Below are 26,294 nucleotides of genomic sequence, written 5' to 3'. Positions count from 1 at the left end.
CCCGGAACCCGCGCCGGATCCGGGGCCGGACTCCGCTCCCGGTCCCGCGCCGGACCGGGAGCGTGCCTAGGGGCGGGCCTAGGGGCGGCCCTAGGGGAGGAGGTCAGGGCTGGGCGAGCCGCTCGTCCAGCTCCTCCTCCGACATGCCGTCGACCATCAGCCAGATCTCGGCCACGGCCGCCAGCCGGCCGGGCTCGGTCTCCAGCTCGGTGAACCGGCGCGCGATGGCCGACACCGTCCGCTGGTTGAACACCACCCGGACCGGCAGGGCGGTGGTGTCGAGGGCCTCGCGCAGCCGGGCGATGACCGAGGTGGCCAGCACCGAGTCGCCGCCGAGCGCGAAGAAGTCGTCGTCCGCGCCGACCCGCTCGGCGCCCACCACGTCCGCGACGACGCGGGCGATCACCTTCTCCAGCGGCGTGCGCGGCTCCACGTAGGCGCCGCCGGCCGCGCCGCTCGCGGCGGTGACCAGCGCGGTCAGCGCCTTGCGGTCGACCTTGCCGTTGGCGGTCAGCGGCAGCTCGGCCACCGGAAGCAGCAGCTCCGGCACCATGTGCGGCGGCAGCAGCTCGCGGGCGTGCGCGAGGACGGCGTCCGGGTCCAGGCCCTCGGGGCCGGTCACGGCGGCGGCCAGCCGGCCGGCGGCCAGCAGCCCCACGGCGCGGCCCACGTCCGGGTGGGCGGCCAGCGCGGCCTCAACCTCGCCCAGCTCGATCCGGAACCCGCGCACCTTCACCTGGTGGTCGCGGCGTCCCAGGAACTCGATCGTCCCGTCAGGCCAGTAGCGGGCCAGGTCGCCGGTGCGGTACCAGCGCGTCCCTTCGTGCACCACGAAGCGGTCGGCGGTGCGCTCGGGGTCGCCGGTGTAGCCGTCGGCCACTCCCCCGCCGCCGATCCACAGCTCGCCGGTCACCCAGTCGGGGCGGTCGCGGCCCAGCTCGTCCACGACCCGGCAGGCGACGCCGCGCAGCGGCACCCCGTACGGGATCGCGGTCCAGCCGTCCGGCACCGCGCCCTCGACCTCCAGGACGGTCGAGTGGATCGCGGTCTCGGTCGTCCCGCCGAGCGCGACGAACCGGCAGCCCGGCGACCGCTCGCGCAGCAGCGCGGGCAGGTGCGCGCCGACCCAGTCGCCGCCCAGCAGCACCAGCCGCAGGCTCGGGACGGGGCCGGTCGCCAGCAGCATCTCCAGCACCGACGGCACGCAGTTTAGGATCGTCACCGACCAGCGCCCGACCAGCTCGGCCCAGGCGGCGGCGTCGCGGCGGTCGTCCTGCTCGGGCAGCGCGACCGCGCCGCCCGCCGACCAGGGCGCGAACAGGTCGAACACCGACAGGTCGAAGTCCAGCGCCGACACCCCGAGCGTGACGTCGGACGGCCCGACACCGAACCGTTCGACGAGGTCGCCGATGGTGTTCATGGCGGCGCCGTGCGACACCTCGACGCCCTTGGGCTCGCCCGTCGAACCGGACGTGAACAGGACGTACGCGACCTGGTCGGGACGCGCCCGCACCGGCCCGTCCAGCCGCTCCGCGCCGGTCTCCACGGACGTCAGCGAGGCGGCGACGCCGGCGCTCGCGCGGATCCGCTCGCGGCGCGCGGCCGGCTGCTCGGCGCCGATCGGCACGTACGCGGCGCCCGCGGCGAGCACGCCCAGCACGGCGACGGCCTGGTCGGGCCCCTTGGGCAGCTCGATCGAGACGCGGTCGCCGGGCCGCACGCCGCGCGCCACCAGGCGGCCTGCGACGCGCAGCGCCCGGTCGGCCAGCTCGCCGTACGAGAGCGTGCCGCCGCTCCCCCAGTGCAGCGCGGGCGCGTCGGGCGCCCGCCCGGCATGGTGGAAGAAGCCTTCGGTGAGGGTGCGGGCGGGCGGCGGCTCGGTGGCGTTCAGCCGGTGCCGGACGCGCAGCTGCCCGGGCGTCGCGGCGATCGCCAGCGGCTCGGTCCAGTCCGCGCCCTCGGCGCCCAGCCGGGCGATCCGGGAGGTGTACGCGGCGAACATCGCATCGGCGACCACGTCGGGGAACGCGGGCGTGCGCACGTCCCAGTTGAGCAGCAGGCCGCCCGACACCTCGGTGACCTGCGCGTCCAGCAGCACCTGCGGGCCCTGGGAGACGATCCACTCGGGCTCGCCGAAGCGCTCGCGGACCCGGTCGCCGAACAGCTCGCCCAGGTTGAGCGCGCTGGTGTAGACGATCGGGGCGAGCACCTGCTCGCCGCGCTCGCGCGACAGGTCGCGCAGCACCTCCAGCCCGGAGTAGTCGCTGTGCGCGCCGGACGTGTGCAGCCGCGCCTGGAGGGCCCGCGCGCGTTCCACGAACGGCAGGTCCTCGGTGAGGTCGACCTCCAGCATGATCGAGCCGGTGAAGTCGCCCACCACCTTGTCCACCTCGGGGTGGACGGGCTCGCGGTGGAACAGCGGGAGGTTGAGCAGGAACCGCGGGGTCGCCGACCAGCCGCCGACGACCTCGGCGAACACGGCCGCGAGCGCCATCGCGGGGGTGACGCCCTCGCGGTGCGCCCGCGCGATGAGGCGCTCCTTCTCCTCGGGCGGCAGCCAGTGGTGCATGCGGACGACGCGGTCGCCGGGCTCGGGCACGACCGGCAGCTCGGGCGGGCCGGGCAGGTCGGCTAGCCGCTCGGCCCACCACCGCCGGTCGCGCTCGCGGGCCTCGGCGCGCGGATCGGCGGCCAGGTAGCGCGCGTACGTGTAGCCGATCGGTTCGAGCGACTCGCCGTCGTACAGCGCGGCCAGGTCGGCCAGCAGCGTCCGGTAGCTCATCGCGTCGGCGGCGACCATGTCGACGTCCAGGTGCAGGCGCGCGGCGCCGGACGGCAGCAGGCTGAGCCGGGCGTCGAAGACCCGGCCGTCCTCGATCGGCAGCCGCTGCGTCGACATCTCGGCGCGGACGCGCTCCAGCTCGGGCGCGAGGTCGGCGGTGCCGCGCAGGTCGTGCACGGTGACGGCCGGGCCGGCCCGCTCGGGCAGGACGCGCTGCGTGCCGTCGTCGGAGACGGCGACGCGCAGCATCGGGTGGCGTTCCACCAGCGCGCGCACGGCGGTCTCGAAGCGGTCCGGGTCGATCTCGCGGCCGTCCAGCTCGACGTAGAGATGCGCGGCGACCGAGCCGAGCGACTGCTCGGAGTCGCGGCCGATCCAGTACGCGTGCTGCATCAGCGCGAGCGGGAACGGCGCGCCGTCGTCCTCGGGGTCCGGCGCGGGCTCCCGCTCGGCAGCGGCGGGACGCGGCTCGACGGCGCCGCGTTCGGCCAGCAGGTCCCACCATTCGCCGAGGGTGGGGCGTTCGGCCAGCTCGGCGAAGCGCACCTCGACGCCCAGCTTGCGCAGCCGGCCGGTCAGCCCCATGAGCCGGATGGAGTCCATGCCCAGCTCGATCAGGTTGTCGTCGGGCCGGGCCTCCTCACCCAGCACCTCGGTCAGGGCGGTGTGCAGTTCGTCCCAGGTCAGCACGGCACTCCCTCTTGAAGTTAGGTAAGGCTAACCTAAATCAAGCCGTTTTCGCCGTCAACGTGACTTCAGAGGGGCCGACCCTCCTGGCCCCCCGGCGAGTGCGGGGGAGCGACGGCGGTCGGCCGGGACGATGAGCGGCGTCCCGCACTCGGGGTCGTCGATGACCTGGCACGGCAGTCCGAACACCTCTTCCACCAGGTCCGCCGTCACGACCTCGCTCGGATGCCCCTGGTCGATGATCTTCCCGCCGCGCATCGCGACCAGGTGCGTGGCGTACCGGCACGCGTGGTTGAGGTCGTGCAGCACCGCGACCAGCGTGCGGCCCTCCTCGTGCAGCCGCGAGCACAGGTCGAGCACCTCGATCTGGTGCGCGATGTCCAGGTACGTCGTCGGCTCGTCCAGCAGCATGATGGGCGTCTGCTGCGCCAGCACCAGCGCCAGCCACACCCGCTGCCGCTGGCCGCCCGACAGCTCGTCCACGACGCGCTCGGACAGGTCGGCGACCCCGACCGCGTCCATCGCCTCCTGGACGGCCCGCTCGTCCTCCCGCGACCACTGGCGCAGCAGCCCCTGGTACGGGTAGCGGCCGCGCGCGACCAGGTCGCCGACCGTGATGCCGTCCGGGGTGATCGGCGTCTGCGGCAGCAGCCCGAGCCGGCGCGCCACCTCCTTGCCGTGCAGGGAGGCGATCGGCTCGTCGTCGAGGAAGACCGTGCCCTCCTTCGGCTTCAGCAGCCGGGCCAGCGCGCGCAGCAGCGTCGACTTCCCGCAGGCGTTCGGCCCCACGATGACCGTGAACGAGCCGTCGGGGATCTCCACCCCCAGCCCCTCGGCCACCACGCGCTGCTCGTACGCCAGCGTCAGATCCGCGGCACGCAACCTCGTCACGGCATCCCCTTCCGACCCCTACTAGACAACAGCCAAACCAGATACAGGCCGCCCAGGACGCCGGTCACCACACCGACCGGCACCGCCACGGGCAGCCGCAGCGAAACGAGATCGCCGACCACCAGCAGCGCCGCGCCCATCAGGCCGGCCGACAGCAGGTGGGGGCCCGTGCGCCCGGTGAGGCGGCGGGCCAGCTGCGGCGCGGCCAGCGCGACGAACGGCACCGGCCCGACGGCCGCCGTCGCCGCCGCGACCAGGCCGACGCCGGCGACCACGACCAGCGCGCGGGAGCGCTGCACCGGCACGCCGAGCGCCTGCGCCGCCTCGTCGCCCAGCTCCCCCATGCCGAGCTGCCGCCCGCACAGCAGCGCGAGCGGCACGAGCACGGCCATCGCGACCGCGAGCGGGACGGCCTGCTCCCAGCCGCGCCCGTTGAGGCTGCCGGTCAGCCAGAACGCCGCCTCGTACGCGTCGCGCAGCTCGGCGCGCGTGATGAGGTAGGCGTTCGCCGCCTCCAGCATCGCGGCGGCGCCGACGCCGATCAGCACCAGCCGCAGCCCGTGCACGCCGCCGCCCTTGTACGCCACCAGGTAGACCAGCAGCGCGGTGACGACCGCGCCCGCGACCGAGCTGGCCGCGATGGCGACGGCGCCGCCGCCGAAGACGAGGATCTGCAGCAGCGCGCCGGTCGCCGAGCCGGTCGTGAAGCCGATGAGGTCGGGGCTGCCCAGCGGGTTGCGCGAGACGCTCTGGAAGATCGCGCCGCTGATCCCGAGCGCGAGCCCGGCCAGCAGCCCGACGACGGCGCGCGGCAGCCGCAGCGTCGTGACGATGAACTCGGTGGCCTGGTCGCCCTGCCCGGCCAGCACCCGGAGGACGTCCAAGGCGGGGATCGGGAAGTCGCCCGTGCCGACCACGAACACGGCGGCGCCGCAGGCGGCGGCCGCGAGCGCCGCGCAGACCGCGGCGACGCGCGGCTCCCACCGCAGCGAGACGGAACGGGTACGCGTCACACGGCTCATAGCTTGCGCATCCCTCCGCGCCGCACCATCAGCATGAACAGGGGCGCGCCCAGGAACGCGGTGACGATCCCCGTCTCCAGCTCGCCCGGCGTCGCGACGCGGCCCAGCACGTCGGCGGCCAGCAGCAGGGCCGGCGCGAGCAGCATCGAGTACGGCAGCACCCAGCGCTGGTCGGGCCCGATCCACGCGCGCACGATGAACGGGACCGCCAGCCCGAGGAACGCGATGGGCCCGGTGGCCGCGGTGGCGGCGCCGGCCAGGACCACCACGGCGACCGCGCCGAGCGCGCGGGTGCGGCCGGGCTTGACGCCCAGCGCCCGGCCCGCGTCCTCGCCGAGGTCCAGCGCGTTCAGCGGCCGGGCCAGCAGCAGCGCCAGGACCGTTCCGGCGGCGAAGAACGGCAGCACCTCCCAGAAGACCTCCAGCGGGCGCCCGCCCAGCGAGCCGACCTGCCAGAACCGGAAGCTGTTGAACGTCTTGGGGCTGAACAGCATCAGCCCGGCCGTCAGCGCGGTGAACACCGCGTTGATCGCCGCGCCGGCCAGCACCAGCCGCCCCGGCGAGGCGCCGCCGCGGCCGTGCGCCCCGATCAGGTAGACGAGCACGAACGTCCCGGCGGCCCCGCCGAACGCCGCCCAGATGTAGACGAGCACCTCGTCGGTGCGGAACAGGCTCATCGTGACCACCACGGCCAGCGCGGCGCCGCCGTTGACGCCCAGCAGGCCCGGCTCGGCCATCGGGTTGCGGGTGAGCGCCTGCATCAGCGCCCCGGCCAGCCCGAGCGCCGCGCCCACCGCGACGCCCAGCAGCGTGCGGGGCAGCCGGAGCTCCTGGACGATCAGCGCGTGCTCCGAGCCGTCCGGCGCGAACACGGCGGCGAGCACCTCGCCCGGCGGGATCGACTCGGCGCCGATCGCGAACCCGGCCAGGACGGCCGCCGCGAGCAGCGCGGCCAGCAGCGCCAGCCCGGCCCAGCGGCCGGCGCGGCCGCGGCTCCGCGCGGGCGGCGGGCGGTCGCTGGGAGGGGCTTTCCGCACGGAGGTCAGCACATATTTAGGCTAGCCTAAGCTAATTCTCGACGCGATCCCCCGGTACGTCCCCGGCCGCCGGTCAGGGCCGGGAGTCCGGCAGTTCGACGCGCTCCATCAGCCACTCGATGAGCCGCTCCCGGCGCTCGGCGGACGGGCCGGGCAGGTCGAAGCGGTCCGCGCCGCGGCAGACGGCGGCGCTGCGGCCGGCGCCCCCGGCCAGGTAGCCGAAGACGCACTCGACCAGGGCCGCGACGGCGGGCGGCGAGGCCACGAGAACGGCGAGCGCCGGACCCGGGGAGAGCTCGGCGGGGACGCGCCGCTCGTTCAGCTCCCGGTCCAGCGCTCGCGCCAGCTCGTCCAGCCGGGCCCGGCCGGCCCGCTCCTCGAAGATCTCCAGTTGTGCGATGTTCGCCTGGGGTCGCCGCATGACCTGTAGGACGTGGCCGGACGTGATCGAGATGGCACCACCGGTGTCTCGATCATGAAACGACCGGCGGGTAACCCGGTCAGTGCGCGACGGCCAGCCGGGTGTGCACGCGGCGCAGCGGGCGGGGCAGCCACCAGTTGCGCCGCCCCAGCAGCGTCATCGTCGCCGGGACCAGCAGCATCCGCACCAGCGTCGCGTCCAGCGCGACGGCCAGCGCCAGCCCCAGCCCGATCGCCTTGACCGGGGCGAAGCCGCCCAGCGCGAACGCGGCGAACACCACGCCGATGACCAGCGCCGCGGCGGTCACGATCCCGCCGGTGTGCTGGAGCCCCTCGGCGACCGACGCGCGCGGGTCCGCGCCCGCCAGCCAGCGCTCGCGGATCCGCGACAGCAGGAACACCTCGTAGTCCACCGACAGCCCGAACGCGATCGCGCCGACCAGCACCGGGACGGTCAGGTGCACGTACCCGAGGCCCTCGGTGCCGAACAGCCCGGCCAGGTGCCCGCTCTGGAACACCCAGACCACCACGCCGAGCGAGGCGCCGATGCTGAGCAGGTTGGTCAGCACCGCCTTGACCGGCAGCACGACGGAGCCGGTGAACGCGAACAGCAGCAGCAGCGTGCCCAGCGCGACGACCGCGACCGCCCACGGCAGCCGCTCGATCAGCATCGCCTTGTAGTCGACCAGCCGGGCGGTGTCGCCGGTGACCTGGACCTCGAACGGCACGGTGAGATCGCGCACGGCGGCCACGGCGGCGCGGGCCTGCGCGCCCTCGGCCGGGCCGCGCGGCGTCGCCATCAGCGCGGTCGTGCCGGGGCCGGCCCGCTCCACCCGGACCTCGACGATGCCGGGCAGCGCCTTGACGTCCCGGTGCAGTGCCGCGACGCCCGGGTGGTCTTCGGGCGCGTCCGCGATGATCTGGATGTCGCCGGACCAGCGCACCTGGTCGGGGAACGAGGCGTTCATCCGGTCCCACAGCTGCCGGGTCTCGGACGAGGCCGGCACCATCCGCGCGTCGCCATCGGAGATCCGCATCCCGAACAGCGGCAGCGCCAGCGTCACCATCACGCCCGCCGCCACCACCAGCGTCAGCACCGGGCGGCGCTGGACGGCCCCGGCCACCCGCGCGAAGACGCGCCGCCCCTCGCGCCGCTTCGCGGGCTTGACGCGGTGCCCGAACCGGCCGAGCAGCGCGGGCAGCAGCGTCAGCGCGGCGGCCATGTCGATCGCGACGACCGCCGCCCCGGCCAGGCCCATCGACCGCAGGAACGGGTCCGGGAACACCGCCAGGCCCATCAGCGCGACCGCGACCGTCAGCCCGGAGAACATCACCGTCCGGCCGGCGGTGGCGGACGTGCGCATGACCGCGGCGCGCACGTCCGCCTCGGCGTGCCGCTCCTCGCGGAACCGGCTGACGATCAGCAGCGCGTAGTCCACCGCCAGGCCGAGCGCCAGCATGGTGACGATCTGGATGGAGTAGACGGAGATGTCGGTGACGGCGCTGAGCGCGTACAGGATCCCGAACGTCGCGCCGATGCCGGCGACCGCGATGAGCAGCGGCAGCCCGGCCGCGAGCAGCCCGCCGAAGAAGACCAGCAGCAGCACCAGCACCACCGGCATGCTGATCGTCTCGGCGCGGGCCACGTCCCGCCCCGCCTGCTCGTCGAACTCGGCGTCGGTCAGCGGGCCGCCCGCGACGGTCGCGCCGGTGGCGCGCAGCTTCCCGGCGGCGGCCTCGGCCGCGTCCTCCTGCCCGTCGCCCGGCGCCAGCTCGATCTCGACGAGCAGCGCGTCCCCGCTCGCCGACGCGAGCGGCCTGGACACCTCGTTCACTCCCGGCACGGCGCGCACGGCGCCCAGGTCCCGCGCGACCGCCGGGTCGCCCGCGGTCCGGCCGGGAAGGACCGCGGTGATCGTCTCGGGCCGCGGCGCGGCGCTCTCCAGCCGCCGCTCGCCCTGGTACGACTCGCTGCCCGGCACCGACCCGACCTCGGGGGTCAGCCGCTCGAACACGCCGGTGCCGATGCCGAACCCCACGGCCATGACGGCGACCCAGATCGCGATGACGGCCCACGGCCGCCGGACGGAGAATCCGGTGATGGAACGGATCATGACAGCCTCCTGAGTTGCTGCCCTGATGCTCGTACGGCGCGTCCCGCGGCGGATCGCCGCCGAGAGCGGACCTGCGCCCCGCTCTCAGGAGCGGGCGCCTCCCTCTCAGGAGTGGTGCTCGCCGGGCCGGACCAGGCCGGTCTCGTACGCCAGCACGACCGCCTGCACCCGGTCGCGCAGCCCGAGCTTGCTCAGCAGGCTGCTGACGTGCGTCTTCACCGTGTGCTCGGTGACGTACAGCTCCCGCGCGATCTCGGCGTTGGACAGCCCGCGCGCCACCTGCCGCAGCGTGTCGGTCTCCCGCGCGGTGAGCGCCGCCAGCCGCGTCCCGTCCAGCGGCGCGGCCGGCCGGCCGCGGGTGACGACGTCGGCGATCAGCCGCCGGGTCACCGTCGGCGCCAGCAGCGACTCGCCCGCGGCCACCACCCGTACCGCGTCGACCAGCTCGGCCCGCCGCATGTCCTTCAGCAGGAACCCGCTGGCGCCCGCCCGCAGCGCGTCGTACACGTACTCGTCCAGGTCGAACGTCGTCAGCACCAGCACCCTGGCGGCCGTGTCGCGGCAGATCGCGGCGGTGGCCTCGATCCCGTCGACGTTCGGCATCCGCACGTCCATGAGGACCACGTCGGGCCGCAGCTCCCGGGCGGCCCGGATCGCCTCCGCGCCGTCGGCGGCCTCGCCCACCAGATCGAGGTCCGGCTGCGCGGACAGGATCATGCCGAAGCCGTCCCGCACGAGCGCCTGGTCGTCGGCGATGAGCACCCGGATCCGCTGCACGCGCCTCAATCTAAGGGCAGAGTGGCCGCCACGCGATAGCCCGTACCGCCCGATCCTGCGCCGGTCTCCAGCTCCCCGCCGGCCGCCGCCACCCGCTCGCGCATCCCGATCAGCCCGTGCCCGCCGCCGCCCGCGCCGCCGGGCCCGCGGCCGTCGTCGCTGACCTCCAGCCGCAGCCCCCCGTCCCGCCACGACACCCGCACGCGGGCGCTGCTCGCCGCCGCGTGCTTGACCGTGTTGGTCAGCGCCTCCTGCACGATCCGGTACGCGGTCACGCCGAGGTCGGAGGGGACGTCCCGCCGCTCCCCCGCCTCCTCCAGCGTCACCGCCAGCCCGGCCCGCCGCACGTCGTCCACCAGCGCGGGCAGCGCCGCCAGCCCCGGCGCCGGCCGCAGCGGCGCCTCCTCGGACCGCAGCACCCCCAGCGCCCGGCGCAGCTGCGCCAGCGCCTCCCGCGCCGTCTCGGAGATGGTGTCGAACACCTCCTCCGCCTTGTCCGGATCGCTGCGCACCGCCACCGGCCCCGCCTCGGCCTGGATGACGACCATGCTCATCGAGTGGGCCAGGATGTCGTGCATCTCCCGCGCGATCCGCTCCCGCTCCCGGGTCGCGGCGGCGTCCTGCTCCTCGGCCAGCCGCGCGGCCCGCTCCTCCAGCATCGCGATCCTGTCCCGGCGCGCCCGCGCCCCGGTGCCCAGCGCGTACGCCGCCGTGAACGCGATCCCGACCAGCCCCAGGTTGAGCACCTTCTCGTCCGGCAGGATCGAGGCCAGGATGCCGCCCGCCGTCCCCACGGCCAGGATCAGCCGTTCCAGGGGCGGGCACAGCGCCGCGAACGTGTACGTCGCCACCAGCTGCGCCGGCGGCAGGTCCCCCATGGCGTCGCCCCACGCCAGCGGGACCGTGGTGGCCCCGACCACGATCGTGACCTCGAACGGGAACCGCCGCCGCACCACCAGGGCCGCCGAGGCGACCGCCGCCACCAGCGGGATCCACCACACCAGGCGCTCGTTCACCATCGCCTGGATGATCGCGTTGACCCAGCACGCGATCGCGATCGCCGCGTCCACGGCGACCGGCGGCCACCCCCGCACCCGCTCCGCTACCCGCTCAAAGGCCGACACGCCCCCAGTATCGGGCGCCCCCCACCCCCTGTCCTCACTCGTACGAGCGAGCCTGGAGGGCGGTGAGGACGCGGGGAGGGGTGAGGGGGAGGGCGGTGACGCGGGCGCCGGTGGCGTCCTCGACGGCGTTGGCGATGGCGGCGGCGATCGGGAGCATCGTGCCCTCGCCGGCGCCCTTGGCTCCGAAGGGGCCGGGGCCGTGGCCCTGCTCCTGGGTGATGGACACGAAGCGGGGCGGGAGGTCCTCGGCCATCGGGACGCGGTAGTCCAGGGCCTCGCCGTTCAGGAGCTCGCTGCCGTCGTAGCGCATCTCCTCGAAGAGGGCCTGGGCCAGGCCCATGACGGCGGCGCCCTCGTCCTGGCCGCGGACGACCTGCTCGTTGACGGCCTTGCCGACGTCGCCGCTGACGACCAGCTGCAGGACGGTGACCTGGCCGGTCTCGGGGTCCACCTCGACCTCGGCGCCGGCCCAGCTGGTCTCCCAGAAGACGCAGGGGGCTTCGAGCGGGGCGTCGTGGGAGTTCGGCGCCTTGAAGAAGCCCTCGCCGGAGAACTCGAAGCCGGTGCCGCCGAACACCTGCATGATCATGGGGGCGAGCGGGTGGAGCTCCCCCGTCAGGGAGACGGCCCAGTGTTCGAGGGTGAGGTCGGCGGGGGCGCAGCCCAGGCGGCCGGCGGCGAACTCCAGGATCCCGGCGCGGGCGGCCTCGGCGGCGCGCTGGACGGCGGTGCCCATGACCGTGATGCCGGACGAGGCGTTGGTGCCCTGGTCGAACGGCGTGACGTCGGTGTCGATGGGCGCGTACGACACCCGCTCGAGCGGCGCGCCGAGGACGCGGGCCGCCACCTGGCACAGGGTCGTGGAGGCGCCCTGGCCGATCTCGACCGTGCCGGCGTTGACGTACACGTCGCCGCTGGTGGAGACCTTGACCCGCGCCTGGGCGGGCTTGTTGACGCCGCCGCCGTCCTTGAAGCCGATGGCGAGGCCCATGCCGCGGTTCGGGACGCGGGCGCGGCCGTGGTAGCCCAGCTCCCCGGCGACCAGGTCGAGGCCCTCGGCCATGTCGCTGTCGATGCCGCTCTCGCCGGGCACGAACGGCTCGCCGAGCGCCTTGAGGTTCTTCACGCGCAGCTCGTACGGGTCCATGCCGAGCCGGCGGGCGATCATGTCGACCTGGCTCTCGCTCGCCCAGGTCGTCTGGGTGGCGCCGAAGCCGCGGAACGGCCCGGCGGGCGTGGTCGTCGTCATCACGCAGGAGCAGGAGGAGCGGATGTGCTTCCACCGGTAGGGGCCCGCCATGCGGTAGCCGGCCTTCTCGGCGACCAGCGGGCTGCCGTCGGAGTACGCGCCGGCGTCCAGCAGGACCTCGCTCTCGCGGGCGACGAACGTGCCGTCGGCCATGACGCCGGTCCTCACCCTGATGCGCGCCGCGTGCTGGCTGAGGGTGAGGAAGCCCTCCTCGGTGGTCAGGCAGTACCGGACGGGGCGGCCCGCCATCCGGGAGAGCAGGATCGCGATCGGCTCGGTCTTGCAGTTGTGCTTGGAACCGAAGCCGCCGCCGACGTACGGGACGTTCACCCGGATGCGGCTCTCGGGCACGTTCAGGACGCGCGCCAGTTCCTTGCGCAGGGGGAACGGGTTCTGCGTCGACGTCCAGATCTCGATCCGGTCGGGGCGCGCGTCGGCGACGGTCACGAACGGTTCGAGGTGGAAGTGGTTCATCCGGGAGAACGCGAACGTGTCCTCGAAGACGTGGTCGCAGGAGTCCCAGACGTCGTCGGGGCCGGTCTCGTACCGGAACTCGTAGCAGACGTTCGGGCGGGGCCGCAGGTGGCCGGAGGCGCCGGTGCCGTACGGCGGGACGATCCCGGGCGGGGCGTCCTCGAAGAGCTCGGGGGCGCCGGCGGCCAGGGCGGCGTCGATGGTGGGGACGTCCGGGAGGGGCTCGTAGACGACCTCGACGAGTTCGAGGGCGCGCAGGGCCGCGGCCTCGTCCTCGGCGGCGACGGCCGCCACGACGTCGCCGGTGTAGCGGACGCGGTCCATGGCGACGACCGGCTGGTCCTTGATGAAGTACCCGTACGTGGGGGCGAGGCCGGCCAGGTCGTCGCGGGTCAGGACGGCGTGGACGCCGGGGGCCTGGCGGGCGCGGGAGGCGTCGATCGAGACCAGGCGGGCGTGCGCGTGCGGGCTGCGCAGCGTCTTGGCGTGCAGCATCCCGGGCGGCCGCAGGTCGGCGGTGTACCGCGCGGTGCCGGTGGTCTTCGCCGGCGCGTCCGCCCGCGTCATCGGGCCTCCTCCCGGAGCAGCTCGGCGGCGCGCCGCACCGAGTCGATGATCATCTGGTAGCCGGTGCAGCGGCAGACGTTGGAGGAGATCCAGGAGCGGATCCGCTCGTCGTCGGGGTCGGGGTGCGCGCGCAGCAGCGCGGTGGCCAGCATGATCATGCCGGGTGTGCAGTAGCCGCACTGGAAACCGCCGCACTCGGCGAACGCCCGCTGGACGGGCCCGGGCGCGCCGGGCGCGCCCTGGCCGGCGATCGTCTCGACCGTCCCGCCGTCCACGCTGAACGCGAAGACGCTGCACGACGCGGCCGGCACGCCGTCGATCAGGGTGGTGCAGGCCCCGCAGACGCCGCGCTCGCAGGACGTCTTCACGCCGGTCATCGCGTACCGGTCGCGCAGGAGGTCGGCCAGCACCGTGCTGGGCGCGATCTCCTCCTCGCGCGGCCGCCCGTCCACCTCGAACGCGATGGTGATCCGTTCCGTCATCGGGCCTCCCCTTCCCTGCGGGCCAGCGCCCTGCCGAGCAGGACGCCGGCGGCGTGCCTGCGGTATCCGGCGTCCGCGGCCGCGTCACCGACGGCGTCGGGGAGCCGGGCGGCGATCCGGGCCGGGTCCTCGCCCAGCCGGCCCTCGGCGGCGTGCGGGCGGACGTACTCGGAGCCGACCGCCAGCCGTACGGTCTCGCCGCGGACGGCGACGGCGGCGGTCATGAGGGGACGCAGCGCGCGCTCGTAGCCGAACCACGTGCCGGCCGCGTCCGGGATCCGGATGGTGTGGAGGAGGGTCCCGGGCGGCGGGCCGGTCCAGACGTCCGCGGGGGCCAGCACGGGGCCGGCCGTCTCCAGGCGGGCGCCGAGCGCCTCCATCATGATCGACATCTCGTAGCGGGGGCGGCGGGCCATGAGGTTGCCGCCGATGGTGGCGCGCTGCCGGATCCGGTGCGTCGCGATGCTCCCCCAGGCGGCGGCGAGGCCGGGCAGCATCTCCGCGACCAGCGGGTCGGCGGCGCCGGCCGCGTGCCGCACGCCGGCGCCGATCGCCAGGTCCGGGCCGTCCCGGCGGATCGCGGTCAGCTCGGGGATCCGCTCCAGGGAGACGAGGTCCGAGCACCACAGGCCCTCGCGGAAGCGCGCGAACAGGTCGGTGCAGCCCTGCGCGTAGACCGCGCCCTCGGCGGCGCCCGCCGCGGCCGCCGCGGCGATCGTGCGGGGGCGGTGGAGCCGGAAGTCGGGGATCGTCCGCTGCGTGGGAGCCGCCCATCCGCCCGCGAGCAACCGCATGCACCCTCCCGCTAAAACCTTGGCACTAAAGTAATTAGTGGGTTTTCTAGCAGTATCGGGAGGTTCGATACAAGGCCTCAGCCGGATGAGCAGGCGGGAAAAGTTTGGCGCTGAGGTTTCTTCAGCGGTCGACGCCGTAGACGACGCGGCCCCGGCGGGGCAGTCCGTCGAGTTCGGAGTACAGGCGCAGGCACCAGATCACGCGGCCCGGATGGGCGCGGCTGACGACCGGGACGTCGTCCTCGGTGAGGTCGCGGACGTCGCGGAAGCGGCGGGCCGGCTCGCGGACCCGGGCGCGGCCGGCGAGACCCGCGGCCTGGGCGAAGACCAGCTCGTGCGAGCGGGCCGCCAGGGCGTTGCGCCAGGACGCCGGATCGGCGGCCGGTGGCAGGTGCGCGACCGAGCACAGCGCCTCGTCGGCGGCGACCAGCGCCTCCAGCGAACGCAGCGGATCGGCCCCCGGGACGGACGGCACCGCGTCCAGCCGGGTCAGCAGCTCCCGGGTGTACTCGGCCATGACCGCCGGGTCCGCGAGCGGGCGCGGCTGGGGCGTCAGGCTCTCGAAGTAGAACGCGTCCGGGTCGAGCGCGGCGAGCGTGAGCATCTGCGAGGCGAGGGCCGCCAGCGTCCGGACGGCCGGGTCCCGGCGGTCGCCGAGCGCCCGCGCCACCTCGGGGTGCGGGTCGGCGCCGAGGGCCGTCCGCACACCGCCGATGCCCTGGTCCGGCCAGGGGAGGATCAGCTCCTCCTCCACGTCCAGGGCCGGCAGCACGGTGGCGGCGGGGCCGCCGGCCGCCGGCGGTACGGCCGCGGCCGCCTGCGCCCGCCAGTTCTCGGCCGTCTTGCGCGGGAGCCGCAGCAGCGCGCAGTTGAACGCCAGCCACTGCCGCGCCGGGTCGGGCAGGCGCCGGGTCTCGCCGAGGTGCTCGCGGACGGCGCGGTCGGCGTGGAAGCGGTCGAACAGCTCCGCGACGGGATCCGGCCCGGCGGCCGGTTCCGCGACCGGCCCGGCCGCGGGTGCCTCGGCCGGGACGGGCCGGGGAGCGGCCGGCCCGTCCCCGGCGAGCAGGCCGTACAGGGCGGCGCGGGCCCGGCCGTACGCCTCCGCGCCCGGGTCGTCCGGATTGAGGAGGGCGGTCTGGTCGAGGGCGCGGGCCAGCAGCCGCAGCCCGTCGCGGAGCGCGCCCGCCAGCTCGGAGCCCTCGACGGCCAGCAGCTCGCCGAACGGCCCGTGCTCGTCCAGCGCGTGCCCGCTCAGCGCGGGGGCGTTCAGCCCGTGCTCGTTCAGCGCGTGCTCGCTAAGCCCTTGCTCGCTAAGCCCTTGCTCGCTAAGCCCTTGCTCGCTAAGCCCTTGCTCGCTAAGCGCGGGGTCGTCCGGCGCGGGCTCGTTCACCTCCGGGTTCACTGCTCGCCGCTGAACGGGTCGCGGGCCTCGTCGAGCTGGAGATCCGGCTCGGCCAGCTCGGTGCTGAACACCGCACCCGGGTCGCGCTCCACGTCCGCCAGGCCGTCCGCCCGGACGAACGGGGGCCCGCCGGGGTGCAGGCGCAGCAGGCCGTCCTCGTCCACCGACACCCAGCACGCGACGTACGGCGCCTCCGGCAGCGGCCGGGCCTCGCCCACCCGCACCACGTCGGTGCCGCTGGTGAGGCGGAGGTGGAACGTCCACGTCCCGTTGCGCGGCGGCCGCTGGAGCGGGAGCGGCGACAGCAGCCCGGCGCGCACGCGCCCGTCGCGGCCCCGGAAGCGGTCGGCGAGGACGGCCGGGTAGATCCGCCCGTCCGGGCCCACGGCCAGCTCGGCGAACACCACCGAGCCGCCCGCCGGGTCCTCCGGCGGGGTGTCCACGACCAGCTGGAACGTGGCGCCCGGCTCCTCGCGGGCGACGCCGCCCAGGTTGGCCAGCACGTCGTGCACGTTCCCGAACGCCTCGCCCTCCACGACGTAGTGCGGCCGCTCGCCGCGCCACAGGTGCAGGGTCGGGGTCAGCTCGTGGCTCATGTCGAGCATCGTGCCGATCTCGGCCGGCCACACCGACGGCGACAGCTCCTCGGCGCCCTCGCGGCTCTCGTAGCTGAACGAGCCCCAGCGCAGCGACGCCGCGCCCTCCACCTTCCGCATGATCTGGAAGCTGCGCAGCAGCGGCCCGGTCGCGGCGGTGCGGACGCGGGTGCCGTGGTCGGCGTCCACGATGTCCAGGGCGTCCCCGGCCGACAGCACCACCAGCTCCTGGCCGTCCTGCCCGGCCAGCGCGAACGAGCTGGGCAGCCCGCGGAACAGGTTCTCGACCTCGACGTCGATGACCGAGTCGTCCTCGCGGAGCCGCGCGGCGGCGTTGGCGGGCTGGTCGTGGCCGAACTGCCGCAGGCTCTCGGCCCAGCAGGCGCCGATGGACGCGGCGTTCTTCGGCAGCGTCCGCTCGACCTTGATGTCGTGCGCCGACCAGGCGAACGTCTCGTGCCCGCCGGGCCGCGCCCCGAACCCGGTGGTGAACTCCTCCTCCACCAGCGGCAGCGCGCTGGCGTTCCCGGTCAGGATCAGCTCGTCGAGCCGCTCGTCGCGGTCCCGCAGCCGCTCCTCGACCAGCGCGTTCGCCAGCTCGACGACGCGCCGTACCGAGGGGCGGGCCAGGTCCTCGAAACGGGACGCCTGGAGCACCAGCTCGCCCACCCCCTGCTCGGGGATCTGCGCCCGCGAGTCGGTGAGCGCCCGCAGGATGCGGCCGAGCACGGCGCGGGACACGGTGTACGAGCCCTCGCCGCTCGCCGCGCCGAGCTCCCGCTTCGCCTTCTCCGCCTCGTCCCACAGCAGCTCGAACGCGCGGCGCCGCCGCGGGTGCCGCTTCCAGTGCGTCGGGACGATGTCCTCGACCAGCTCGCTGATCTCGCCCGGCAGCGGCAGCTCGTCGGCGACGTGCATGGGCAGGCTGCCGGCCAGGTAGCGGCCGTCGGTGTCGCGCAGGTCGTCGGGCAGCGAGGCGGCCAGCCGCTGCGAGTCGTACGCCAGCAGCGCGTCGGCCAGCAGCAGCTTCAGCCAGTGGAACACCCGCAGCGTGATCAGGTTGCCGCCGAGGTTGGCGTGCCCGCTGGAGCCGCGCAGCGTCGGGACGATCCGGTAGTAGCGGCCGGTGAACCGGTGGTCGCCGCCCGGCAGCGGCGGCGTCTCGTCGCTCAGCACGAACGTGATCAGCGCGATGTCGGTGGTGCCGCCGCCGATGTCGACGACCAGCACGTTGCGCTGCCAGTGCCCGGGCCGTCCCGGCAGCGGGCGGCAGCGCGCCCGCAGCGCCTCGATGCCGCTGCCCGAGCGCGCCCCGACGTCCTTCATCAGGAAGAAGAACGCGGCGCCGACCGCCTCGTCGTAACTGGTGTAGACGGTCCGGACGCCGGTCGCCGCGGCGACCATGGGGCGCAGCTCGCCGCGCACCTTGAGGGAGGCCATCGCCGGGTAGGTGACGACGACCCGGCCGACCGGGCGGCGGTCCATCAGGCGGCGGTGCTCGCGGCGGTCGGTCAGGTGCCGGTTGGTGCGCTCGATCAGGTCGGCGTACGAGGCGCCGATCAGCTCCCGCACGGTGAGCCGCCGGCCGTCCAGGGTCGTCTCGACCGCGTCGAGCCGGTCGAAGCGCGCCTTGATGCCGTAGAACACGCGCGGGCCGTCGTCGCCGTCCCCGCCGGCCTCCGGGTCCGGGACGTCGACGGTCGCCGGGCCCAGCCGTACCTTCGGCGGCGACACCGACGTCACCTCGGCGCGGCTGGACAGCACCGTGTCGCCCTCGTTGGGGTCCAGGACGATCTGGTGCAGCGAGCGCGTGTCGAGCGCGGGCACCGCGAACGCCGTGTCGTAGCAGCGGTGCAGCCGCACGGCCAGCCACCGCCGCAGCGCGTCGCCGGCGAACTGGAGGTCGAGGTCGAGCCGGCGCAGGACCTCGTGCAGCAGCTCGTCGCTGGTGGAACGGCGCGCCCGCAGCGCCGCGACCAGATCCCGCACCGGATCCTGCTCTCCCTGGGAGGACGGCCCCCCAGGACCCCCGGCACGGGCGGCGGTCTCCGGCAGCAGAGTCTCGGCGGTCTCGGTGAGCAGCTCCAGCCACTCCTCGGCGGCGTCGCCGTACGGGTCGTGCCGCTCGCCGGGCCGCGACTCCAGCAGCGCGACGACCTGGTCGCGCAGCTCGTCCTGCTGGTTGGCCGACATCGAGACCCGCTGGACGAGCTCGCTGTCGAGCAGCGTGACCGTGGAGTTGGTCGTCCCGAGGTCGACGGCCGCGAACCCGTGGTGCCCCTCGGCCGGCGCGGGCGCCTTCGCGACGAGCACGTCGTCGTCCTCGTCCACCTGCTCGGCAGGCGGGTCGACCCGGGTCACCGGGAACTCCTGGACGGGCTGCCCGGGCTGCCCGGACGGCCCCGACGGGGCGGGCGGAACGTACGGCGGCGGCGAGTACGGCGAGTGCTCGGGCGCCACCTGCGCGTGCAGCGGAACGAAGACCAGGTCGCAGGTGACGCGCTGCGACATCTCGATGGCCGGGTCCGACGCGCCCGCCGCGGGCAGCCCCCGGTAGACCACGTCCAGGGTGAGCCGTACGGTCCCGCCCGCCTCGATGTCCAGCGCCGGGATCGCCGGCCCGGGCACGGTCACCTGGCCCTGGAGCGGCTTGGCCGGGAACCGGGTCGCGCGGTAGGCGTTCCGGATCACCTCGCGCAGCACCGGCGGGGCGCCGCCGGCGTCGATGTCGGCGGTGATCCCCGACAGCCAGACCGGCGGGTGGGTCGGCGCGATCAGCAGGTCGGGCAGCACGTACCGGCCGGCCTGCTCGTTCAGCCGGAGCGGCCCGCCGGTCCACGGGACGGGCCCGCCGCCCGGCGTCGCGATCCGCACGATGAGCGGCATCAGAGGTCCCCCTGTCCCTGGTTCTGCACGAGGCTCTCGACCAGCGCGCCGAGCGCGGCCTCGTCGGATCGGCGGCCGACGCCGAGCGCCTCGGCCGCCAGCCGCCCGTAGTCGCCCTGCGGCAGCGACTCCAGCCGCGCGCCGAGGGCCGCGCGGACGTCGTCGACGAGCGCGCGGCGGCGCCGCTCGGCCTGGAGCATCACCTTGCGGGTCAGCGCGTTCACCAGCTCCCGGCGAACCGCCATCACCTGGATCTGGTGGCGGCGCTTCTCCAGCTCGTCGGCGGGCCAGCCGTGCGGCACCGGGTACTCGGGATGCCAGGGCAGGCCGTGCTCGCGGCGCAGCGGGAAGTCCTGGACCTGCTCGCTCTCCCCCGGCGGCCCGGACGGCGGCGGGGCCGCCGGGGCCGCGGCGCGGACGCGCTCGACCTCCTGCCGGACCCAGCCGAACGACAGGAACGGCTCCACCCAGTCCAGCACCGCCGGATCGCCCTCGGGCGCGCCCTGGACGAGCGCGGAGATCTGCCGGCGCAGGTCCGCGGCCTCCTCCTCGCGGGCGTCGATCCAGCGGTCCAGCAGGGTCCGGTCGAGGTCGACGATCTGCGACTCCAGCCGTTCCAGCGCCGCGGTGAAGCTCTTCTCCAGCTCGCCGGTGTCGTTGGGGCGCAGCTCGCGGCGGTCGAGCTGGCGGATCGGGACGACGCCGCGCTCCACGGCCTCCAGGAGCTGCCGCCATTCGGGCCAGCGGAAGACGTCGTCGACGACGCGCTCCTCCACGGCGGCGCGCAGCCCGGCGTCGCCCTCGGCCTGGTCCATCTGGGGCCGTACGGCGGGCAGCAGGCCGCGGGCGTTCCTGGCGACCTGGACCAGCAGGCGGCGCAGCTCGCGCTGCTCGGGCGTGGGCCGCCCGTTCGGCCGGCCGCCCTCGGGGCGGACGGCGCGGGCGAGGTCGCGCTGCGCGTCGACGCGGTCGGCGATCAGGCGGGTCATCCGGTCGAGCCGCAGCGGCATGCCGTGCTCGCCGACGTGCCGGGCGATGGTGTCGCGCAGCCGCTGGATCCCGCCGTCGGCCGCGGCGGCCCCGAGCAGCGCGCCCAGCGGCCGGCCGGGCTCCCCGGCGTTGAGCCGCTGCGCCAGCCGCCGCCAGCCGTCGGCGCAGGCCAGGGTCGTCTCGGCGTCGCCGACCTCGACCGGCGAGGAGTCGCCCTCGGCCAGCAGCCGGGCGTACAGCGCGGACGTCAGCGTGACGCGGTCGGTGTGGCCGTGGGTGACGGCCTGCTCGGCGATGCCCAGCAGGGTGCGCAGCGCGTCGGAGTGGCCCAGCACCGCCTCGGTGTGCAGCGGGTCGGGGGCGCCCTCGGCGGCGCGCAGCCCGCCCGGCAGCCGGTCCAGCCGGTTGGCGACCACCAGGCAGGACGGCGCCAGCTTCGCCGACCGGGTCCGCTCGAAGCGGGTGATCAGCCCGAGCGGCGCCTCGTCGTACGGCGACTCGGCGTCCAGCATGATCACGATGGAGGTGAGCCGGTCGATCTCCTGGTCGGCCAGGTAGGCGTCGCGCTCCTTGGACGCCAGGCTGCCCAGCCCCGGGAAGTCGACCAGGCTGACCGACTCGGCGCCCAGCTCGCCCAGCGGCCACACCGCGGTCGGGACGAGCACGTCCAGATGGATCCGGCGGATGAACGCGAACCCCTCGGCCAGCCCCTCCTCGGTCAGCCGGGCGCCCGGCCGGATCGGCAGCCCGGGGCCCGGCCGCGGTGGCAGCGGGCCCTGCGCGGCCCGCAGGACGTCGGTGTCGAGCTTGATCGCGCTGGCGCTGAGGGTGGCGAAGTCGACCTGCTCCTCGCGGCCGAGCACGTCCCGCCCGGCCAGGCACGCCGTGCGGAACGCCAGCAGCTCCAGGATCCGCAGCCGCAGCGCCGTGCTGCCCGCGGCCCAGCCGCTCTCCTCGAACCAGCGCAGCAGGCCGGCCCAGCCCTCGGCGGTGAACCGGTCGGCGCCCTCGGGGAGCAGCCCGTCCAGCTCGGCCAGCGCCCGCTGGTCGAGCTTGCCCGAGCCGCGGGCGGTCTCCCGTACGGCCTCGTACAGCGCGGCCAGGCAGCCGGCCAGGTCGGTCTCGTTCAGGAACTCCACCCGCGCGCCGGTGAGCCGCGACTCCCCCGGCTCGTCGGTGGGCCGCAGATGGAGCACGGTCACGTTGCCGGTCGTCGGCGCGTACCCGCTGGGCAGCAGGTCGGGCCGCCCGAGCAGCATGTTCAGCAGCAGCGTCTTGCCGGTGCTGTGCACGCCCAGGACGCCGACCGTGACCGGCTCGTCGGCGCAGCGCCGCACCAGCTCGGCCCGGTCCAGGAACGCCCGCCGGGCGCCCTCGGCGCCCTGCGGCAGCTCGCCGGCCGCCGCCACCCGCGACACCAGGGCGTCGTTGGCGCGGCGCAGCCGTTCGATCTCGGCCGCGGCCTCGGCGGGACCGCCCGCGACGAACCGGCTCGATTCCATGCTGGACCCCCGCAAAGCAAGCGACTTAGGCAACCCGACCGTACTGCTTCTCACGGACGGCCGCTCTCATGTGACGCCTCACACCACCGCCGCGATCCCTCGCATTCCGGATGAGTGCCCCGCCGTTTCCTGGACATAAGGGGCGAGGGGGTGAGGCACCGGCATGCGAGGGCGGCAGTACTGGCTGGAACGCCTGGAGATCACGGTGAAGGCGGTCATCGCCTCCGTGCTGGCCTGGCTGGCGGCGCGCCACCTGCTCGGCCACGCGCAGCCGTACTTCGCGCCGCTGGCCGCCCTGCTGGGCGTCTACCCGACGGTGGTGCGCTCGCTGCGCGAGAGCCTCGGGTACGCGGCGGGCTTCCTGGCCGGCGGGCTGCTGGCGATCCCGGTCGGCCTGCTGATCGGCCCGAACGCGCTCGGGATCGCGGCCGTGCTGGTGGTGGCGCTGGTGGTGGCGCAGTGGCGGTGGTTCGGCGACCAGGCGTCGCAGGTGGCGTTCACGGCGCTGTTCGCGCTGCTGGTGGGCGGGCACGAGGTGGTGTCGTACGTGCTGCCCCGGCTGGCCGACGTCGCGATGGGGCTGGCGGTCGGGCTGACGATCAGCGCCGTGGTCTTCCCGCCGGTACGGCTGCGGCGGGCCGAGTACGCCCTGCTGGAGCTGCGGGACGACCTGGCCGACGCCGTCGAGCGGATCGCCGGCGCGGCCACGGAGGACGACGACTGGTGGCCGCGCTGGCGCGAGCGCGAGCGGCACCTGCTCGCCGGGCAGGACCACGCGCACCAGGCGTTCGACCAGGGGCGCGACAGCCTGCGGGCCAACCCGCGGGCGCGGCTGCGCGGGTACCGGCACCGCTGGCGGGACACGGCGGGCTCCTGGCCGGCGCCCCGGCTGCTGAACGCGCTGGACCAGGCCACCGCGAGCGTTCGCTCGATCGCGGGCACGCTGCGCGAGGCCGACGATCTGGAGGAGGACACGACGCGGTACGACCCGACGTTCCGCGGCGACTACGCCACCCTCCTGCGCTGCCTGGCGGGGCTGATGCGGGACCTGCCGCGGGCCGCCGGCGCCGAGGCGCTGGACGAGGCCGGCGACATGCAGAAGCGGCTGGAGGCGCCCCACCGCAGTCCCGGCACCGACGGGCCCGGCCTGTGGGATCCGCAGAAGGAGCTGCTGCGGCTGAGCAGGCTCATCCTGGACGACGTCTGCACTCCCCTCTCCTAGTGCACTCCCTCTCCTAGGAGCAGAGGCGTGACGTGACGGCGATGTCGCGGGACGACGCGCCGACCATGACGGACGCGCAGCCGGGGGCCGTGCGCCACGTTCCGGTGCGCTCGTCCCAGTACGACAGCGCCCGCTCGTCCAGGGGCATGGCGACCCGGCGGCTCTCGCCGGGGGCGAGCCGCACCTTGGCGAAGCCCCGGAGCTGCCTGGGCGGCTGCGGCGCGGCGGCGGTGCCGGGCAGGCCGAGGTAGAGCTGCGGTACGGCCGTCCCGCGCCGGTCGCCGGTGTTGGTGACCGTCACCTCGACGCGGTCGCGCCGTACGGCGAGGTCCCCGTAGGAGAACGTCGTGTAGGACAGGCCGTGCCCGAACGGGAAGCGCGGGGCGATGCGGTTGGCGTCGTAGTGGCGGTACCCCACGAGGACGCCCTCGGAGTAGTGGACCTTGCCGTCCCGGCCGGGATACTGCTCCTCCCCGCCCGAGGCCGGGGCGTCCTTCTCGGCGGCGGGGAACGTGACCGGCGAGCGCCCGCCGGGATCGGTGTCGCCGAACAGGACCCGGGCGATGGCGTGGCCGCCCTGCTCCCCCGGGTACCAGGCTTGCAGGACGCCCGCGGTCTTGTCGGCCCAAGGGAGCAGGACGGGTCCGCCGTTCTCCAGGACGGCGACGGTACGCGGATTGGCGTCGGCCACCGCCGCGACGAGGCCGTCCTGGTCGCCGCGCAGCGCGTCGCCGCAGGCCAGGCTCAGGCACCACTGGTCGGCGAACTCGGTGCGCGCGTCGGCCGCGACCACGACGGCGGCGTCGGAGCGGCGGGCGAGCGCGGCGGCGCGGGCGCGGTCGGAGCCGTCGTCGTAGCGGACCTCGACGCCGTCGTGGCCGGCGCGTTCGCGGATCCCTTGCAGGGGCGTCACCGGCGAGCGGGGCTGGACCTGCGACGATCCGCCGCCGCTGACGTACGCGTCCGCCGCCGACCCGATGACCGCGATCGACGCCGCCTTCAGCGGCAGGACGCCGTCGTTCTTCAGCAGCGTCATGCCCTCCTCGGCCAGCTCGCGGGCCGTCCGGAGGTGGGCGGGCACGTCGATGCCCTCCGGGGCGTTCGGGTACGGCGGCCGGTCGAACACCCCGAACGCGAACATCGTCCGCAGGATCGCCCGGACCCGCGCGTCCACGGCCGCCCGGTCCAGCCGGCCGGCCGCGATCTCCGCGTTCAGGAACCACGGGTTGTAGCGGGCCCCGGCCGGCATCTCCAGGTCGAGCCCGGCGCGGGCGGGCGGCGCGACGCCCGACAGCCGGGTCATCCAGTCCGACACGACGAAGCCGGGGAAGCGCCACTCGTCCCGGAGGATCCGCGTGAGCAGCGGCGCGTTCTCGCACGCCCAGGCGCCGTTGACCTTGTTGTACGCGCACATGACCGACGCGACGCCGGCGTCGCGGACGGCGGCCTCGAACGGCGGCAGGTAGATCTCGCGCAGCGCACGGCCGCCCACGACCGCGTCGATCGTGTAGCGCTCGTGCTCCTGGTTGTAGGCGGTGAAGTGCTTGGCCGAGGCCAGCACGCCCCGCGCCTGCGCCGCCCTGATCCACTCCGCGCCGAGCCGCGCGATCAGCTCCGGGTCCTCGCCGTACTGCTCGAACGCGCGCCCGAACCGCGGATTGCGCACCACGTCCAGCGCGGGCCCGAGCGTGACCTCGCTGCCCTTGCGCCGGGTCTCGTCGCCGACCAGCGCCCCGTACCGGCGGGCCGCCGCGGTGTCGAACGACGCCCCCAGCGCGATCGGCGCCGGCAGCGCCGTCGCCCGCCCCTGCCGCACGCCCGCGTCGCCTCCGCTGAACCGCAGCGCCGGAACGCCGAGGCGCGGGACGCCGTTGAGCGTGCCCGCGCGGGCGTTCGCGTCCCACCCCGAGGTGATCTGGCCGAGGAGCTCGTCGCCCGCCATCAGGTCCGCCTTCTCGTCCCGGGTCAGCGCGGCCAGCAGGAGATCCGCGCGCCGGTCGGCCGGGAGGGCGGTCCGGCACCAGGGCCGTACTGCGGGATCGCCGCAGGCCGCGGCGGTGCGGGCGGCGGCCGTCCGTCCGGGGACGGCGGACAGGAACGCGGCGGACAGGGCGAGTGCGGTGGCGGCCACCGCCGGCCGGCTGGGCATGCCCGGACCGTAGAACGCCGCCGGGCCGCCGCCTATCAGCCGAGTGAGCGGATCCGGTCGCCGGTTTGTAAGACCGGCGCAGGGTCAGACCGGCGCAGGGTCGGCCCGCCGCGGGTTCAGGAGACCGATTCGCCGACCGCCCGGAGCCGCGCGCGCCGGTCGGGCATCGGGCGCAGCAGGTGGTCGATGTCGTCGCTGTGGCGGCTCAGCCCGTCCAGGTGCTGGATCCGGCGCAGCGCGATGCCCTCGCGCAGCGCCCACGGGCAGATCTCCAGCCGCTTGAGGCCCAGATGCCGCATGACCTCCTCGGCGACCACGGCGCCGGCGAGGATCTGCCGGGCCCGGGACGGCGAGACGCCCTTGAGATCGGCGCGCTCGTCCGCCGTCATCGCGGCCAGCTTCGGGATCCGGGCGCGCAGGTCCTTGCGCCGCAGGATCCGGTCGCCCGCGGCGTTCCGGCGCCGGTTCAGCCGGGCGAGCTGCGTGAAGATCTTCGAGGTGGCGATCGGCCTGGCCGGGCCGGCGAGCGGCTCGGCGGGCAGGCACTCGGCCAGCCGGTCCCGGACGAAGCGGCGCAGTGCCCTGGTGTCGGAGCGGCCGGGCGGGTCGCCCGGCAGGTGGTCGCGGGTCAGCCGGCCGGCGCCGAGCGGCAGCGACATCGCGAACGCCGGCTCCGCGCCGTCCCCGGCCGCGATCTCCAGCGACCCGCCGCCGATGTCGGCCAGCAGCAGCGGGCCGGCCGACCACCCGTACCAGCCGCGGGCGGCCAGGAACGTCAGCCGCGCCTCGTCCTCGCCGGACAGGAACGCCGGCTCCACCCCGGTACGCGCCGCCAGCCCGGCGACGATCTCCTCCCGGTTCACGGCGTCGCGCAGCGCGGAGGTGGCGAACGCGACCAGTTCCTCGGCGCCCTCGTCGCGGGCCACCGCCAGCGCGCCGGACACCGCCGCGCCCAGCCGGCCCGCCGCCGCCGGCCCGAGCCGGCCGTCCAGGGTGATCGACTCGGCGAGGCGGGTCGGCCGCTTGACCGACCGCACGTCGCGGATCGGCTCCCCCGGCCGCAGGTCGACGATCTTCAGGTGGGCGGAATTGGAACCGATGTCCAGGATCGCTGAGCGCATGCG

General features: G+C 75.3%; 17 protein-coding genes. 1 reads left to right on the top strand and 16 read right to left on the bottom strand.

The window, feature by feature from the left end; translation table 11 throughout:
• Positions 1 to 103: 103 nt before the first annotated feature.
• The 14 genes from AB0881_RS25825 to AB0881_RS25760 all read right to left on the bottom strand — a co-directional run bounded on the left by AB0881_RS25825 (position 104) and on the right by AB0881_RS25760 (position 21,799).
• Entirely contained in the window at positions 104 to 3,472 is a 3,369-nt protein-coding gene (locus AB0881_RS25825; RefSeq protein WP_366620722.1) for an amino acid adenylation domain-containing protein, read from the bottom strand.
• Positions 3,473 to 3,526: 54 nt separating this feature from the next.
• Positions 3,527 to 4,360, bottom strand: coding sequence for an ABC transporter ATP-binding protein (locus tag AB0881_RS25820; protein ID WP_366620720.1), 834 nt, complete (start codon positions 4,358 to 4,360; stop codon positions 3,527 to 3,529).
• Positions 4,357 to 5,382, bottom strand: a complete 1,026-nt coding sequence (locus tag AB0881_RS25815) for an iron chelate uptake ABC transporter family permease subunit (RefSeq protein WP_366620719.1) — start codon at positions 5,380 to 5,382, stop codon at positions 4,357 to 4,359. Before AB0881_RS25815 ends, AB0881_RS25820 begins: the two co-directional genes overlap by 4 nt.
• On the bottom strand, positions 5,379 to 6,431 hold the full coding sequence (locus tag AB0881_RS25810; protein ID WP_366620717.1) for an iron chelate uptake ABC transporter family permease subunit: 1,053 nt from the start codon (positions 6,429 to 6,431) through the stop codon (positions 5,379 to 5,381). Before AB0881_RS25810 ends, AB0881_RS25815 begins: the two co-directional genes overlap by 4 nt.
• Before the next feature lie 61 nt (positions 6,432 to 6,492).
• Positions 6,493 to 6,840 (bottom strand): hypothetical protein, encoded by a 348-nt coding sequence (locus AB0881_RS25805; protein WP_366620715.1) that lies wholly within the window; start codon positions 6,838 to 6,840, stop codon positions 6,493 to 6,495.
• Positions 6,841 to 6,919: 79 nt separating this feature from the next.
• Positions 6,920 to 8,953, bottom strand: a complete 2,034-nt coding sequence (locus AB0881_RS25800) for an MMPL family transporter (protein ID WP_366620713.1) — start codon at positions 8,951 to 8,953, stop codon at positions 6,920 to 6,922.
• 105 nt (positions 8,954 to 9,058) lie between these two features.
• Positions 9,059 to 9,730: a response regulator transcription factor gene (locus AB0881_RS25795; protein WP_366620711.1), complete on the bottom strand. Its 672-nt coding sequence runs from the start codon at positions 9,728 to 9,730 to the stop codon at positions 9,059 to 9,061.
• Between the two features lie 5 nt (positions 9,731 to 9,735).
• A complete protein-coding gene (locus AB0881_RS25790) occupies positions 9,736 to 10,854 on the bottom strand; it encodes a histidine kinase (protein ID WP_366620709.1) in 1,119 nt (372 codons plus the stop codon).
• Positions 10,855 to 10,888: 34 nt separating this feature from the next.
• A complete protein-coding gene (locus tag AB0881_RS25785) occupies positions 10,889 to 13,144 on the bottom strand; it encodes a xanthine dehydrogenase family protein molybdopterin-binding subunit (RefSeq protein ID WP_366620707.1) in 2,256 nt (751 codons plus the stop codon).
• Complete coding sequence (locus AB0881_RS25780; RefSeq protein WP_366620705.1) at positions 13,141 to 13,626, bottom strand: (2Fe-2S)-binding protein; 486 nt, start codon at positions 13,624 to 13,626, stop codon at positions 13,141 to 13,143. Before AB0881_RS25780 ends, AB0881_RS25785 begins: the two co-directional genes overlap by 4 nt.
• Positions 13,623 to 14,420: an FAD binding domain-containing protein gene (locus AB0881_RS25775; RefSeq protein ID WP_366620703.1), complete on the bottom strand. Its 798-nt coding sequence runs from the start codon at positions 14,418 to 14,420 to the stop codon at positions 13,623 to 13,625. Before AB0881_RS25775 ends, AB0881_RS25780 begins: the two co-directional genes overlap by 4 nt.
• Positions 14,421 to 14,541: 121 nt before the next feature.
• Complete coding sequence (locus AB0881_RS25770; protein ID WP_366620701.1) at positions 14,542 to 15,813, bottom strand: hypothetical protein; 1,272 nt, start codon at positions 15,811 to 15,813, stop codon at positions 14,542 to 14,544.
• A gap of 8 nt (positions 15,814 to 15,821) precedes the next feature.
• The gene (locus AB0881_RS25765; RefSeq protein ID WP_366620700.1) at positions 15,822 to 19,307 is read right to left on the bottom strand and encodes a hypothetical protein; all 3,486 of its coding nucleotides are present in this window, start codon (positions 19,305 to 19,307) and stop codon (positions 15,822 to 15,824) included.
• A complete protein-coding gene (locus AB0881_RS25760) occupies positions 19,307 to 21,799 on the bottom strand; it encodes a dynamin family protein (RefSeq protein ID WP_366620698.1) in 2,493 nt (830 codons plus the stop codon). The genes AB0881_RS25765 and AB0881_RS25760 overlap by 1 nt, the downstream gene beginning before the upstream one ends.
• 163 nt (positions 21,800 to 21,962) lie before the next feature.
• On the opposite strand from AB0881_RS25760, the gene AB0881_RS25755 reads away from it, so the two are divergent.
• A complete protein-coding gene (locus AB0881_RS25755; RefSeq protein WP_366620696.1) occupies positions 21,963 to 23,021 on the top strand; it encodes an FUSC family protein in 1,059 nt (352 codons plus the stop codon).
• 13 nt (positions 23,022 to 23,034) lie between these two features.
• Here AB0881_RS25755 and AB0881_RS25750 read toward each other — a convergent pair whose 3' ends face one another.
• Positions 23,035 to 25,170: a glycoside hydrolase family 3 C-terminal domain-containing protein gene (locus AB0881_RS25750; protein WP_366620694.1), complete on the bottom strand. Its 2,136-nt coding sequence runs from the start codon at positions 25,168 to 25,170 to the stop codon at positions 23,035 to 23,037.
• 116 nt (positions 25,171 to 25,286) lie between these two features.
• Positions 25,287 to 26,291, bottom strand: a complete 1,005-nt coding sequence (locus AB0881_RS25745) for a Ppx/GppA phosphatase family protein (protein ID WP_366620692.1) — start codon at positions 26,289 to 26,291, stop codon at positions 25,287 to 25,289.
• Positions 26,292 to 26,294: the final 3 nt, after the last annotated feature.

This window comes from Spirillospora sp. NPDC029432, from assembly GCF_040703975.1.
In the GTDB taxonomy this organism is placed as follows: domain Bacteria; phylum Actinomycetota; class Actinomycetes; order Streptosporangiales; family Streptosporangiaceae; genus Spirillospora.
This window is presented reverse-complemented; position numbering and strand designations above follow the sequence as displayed.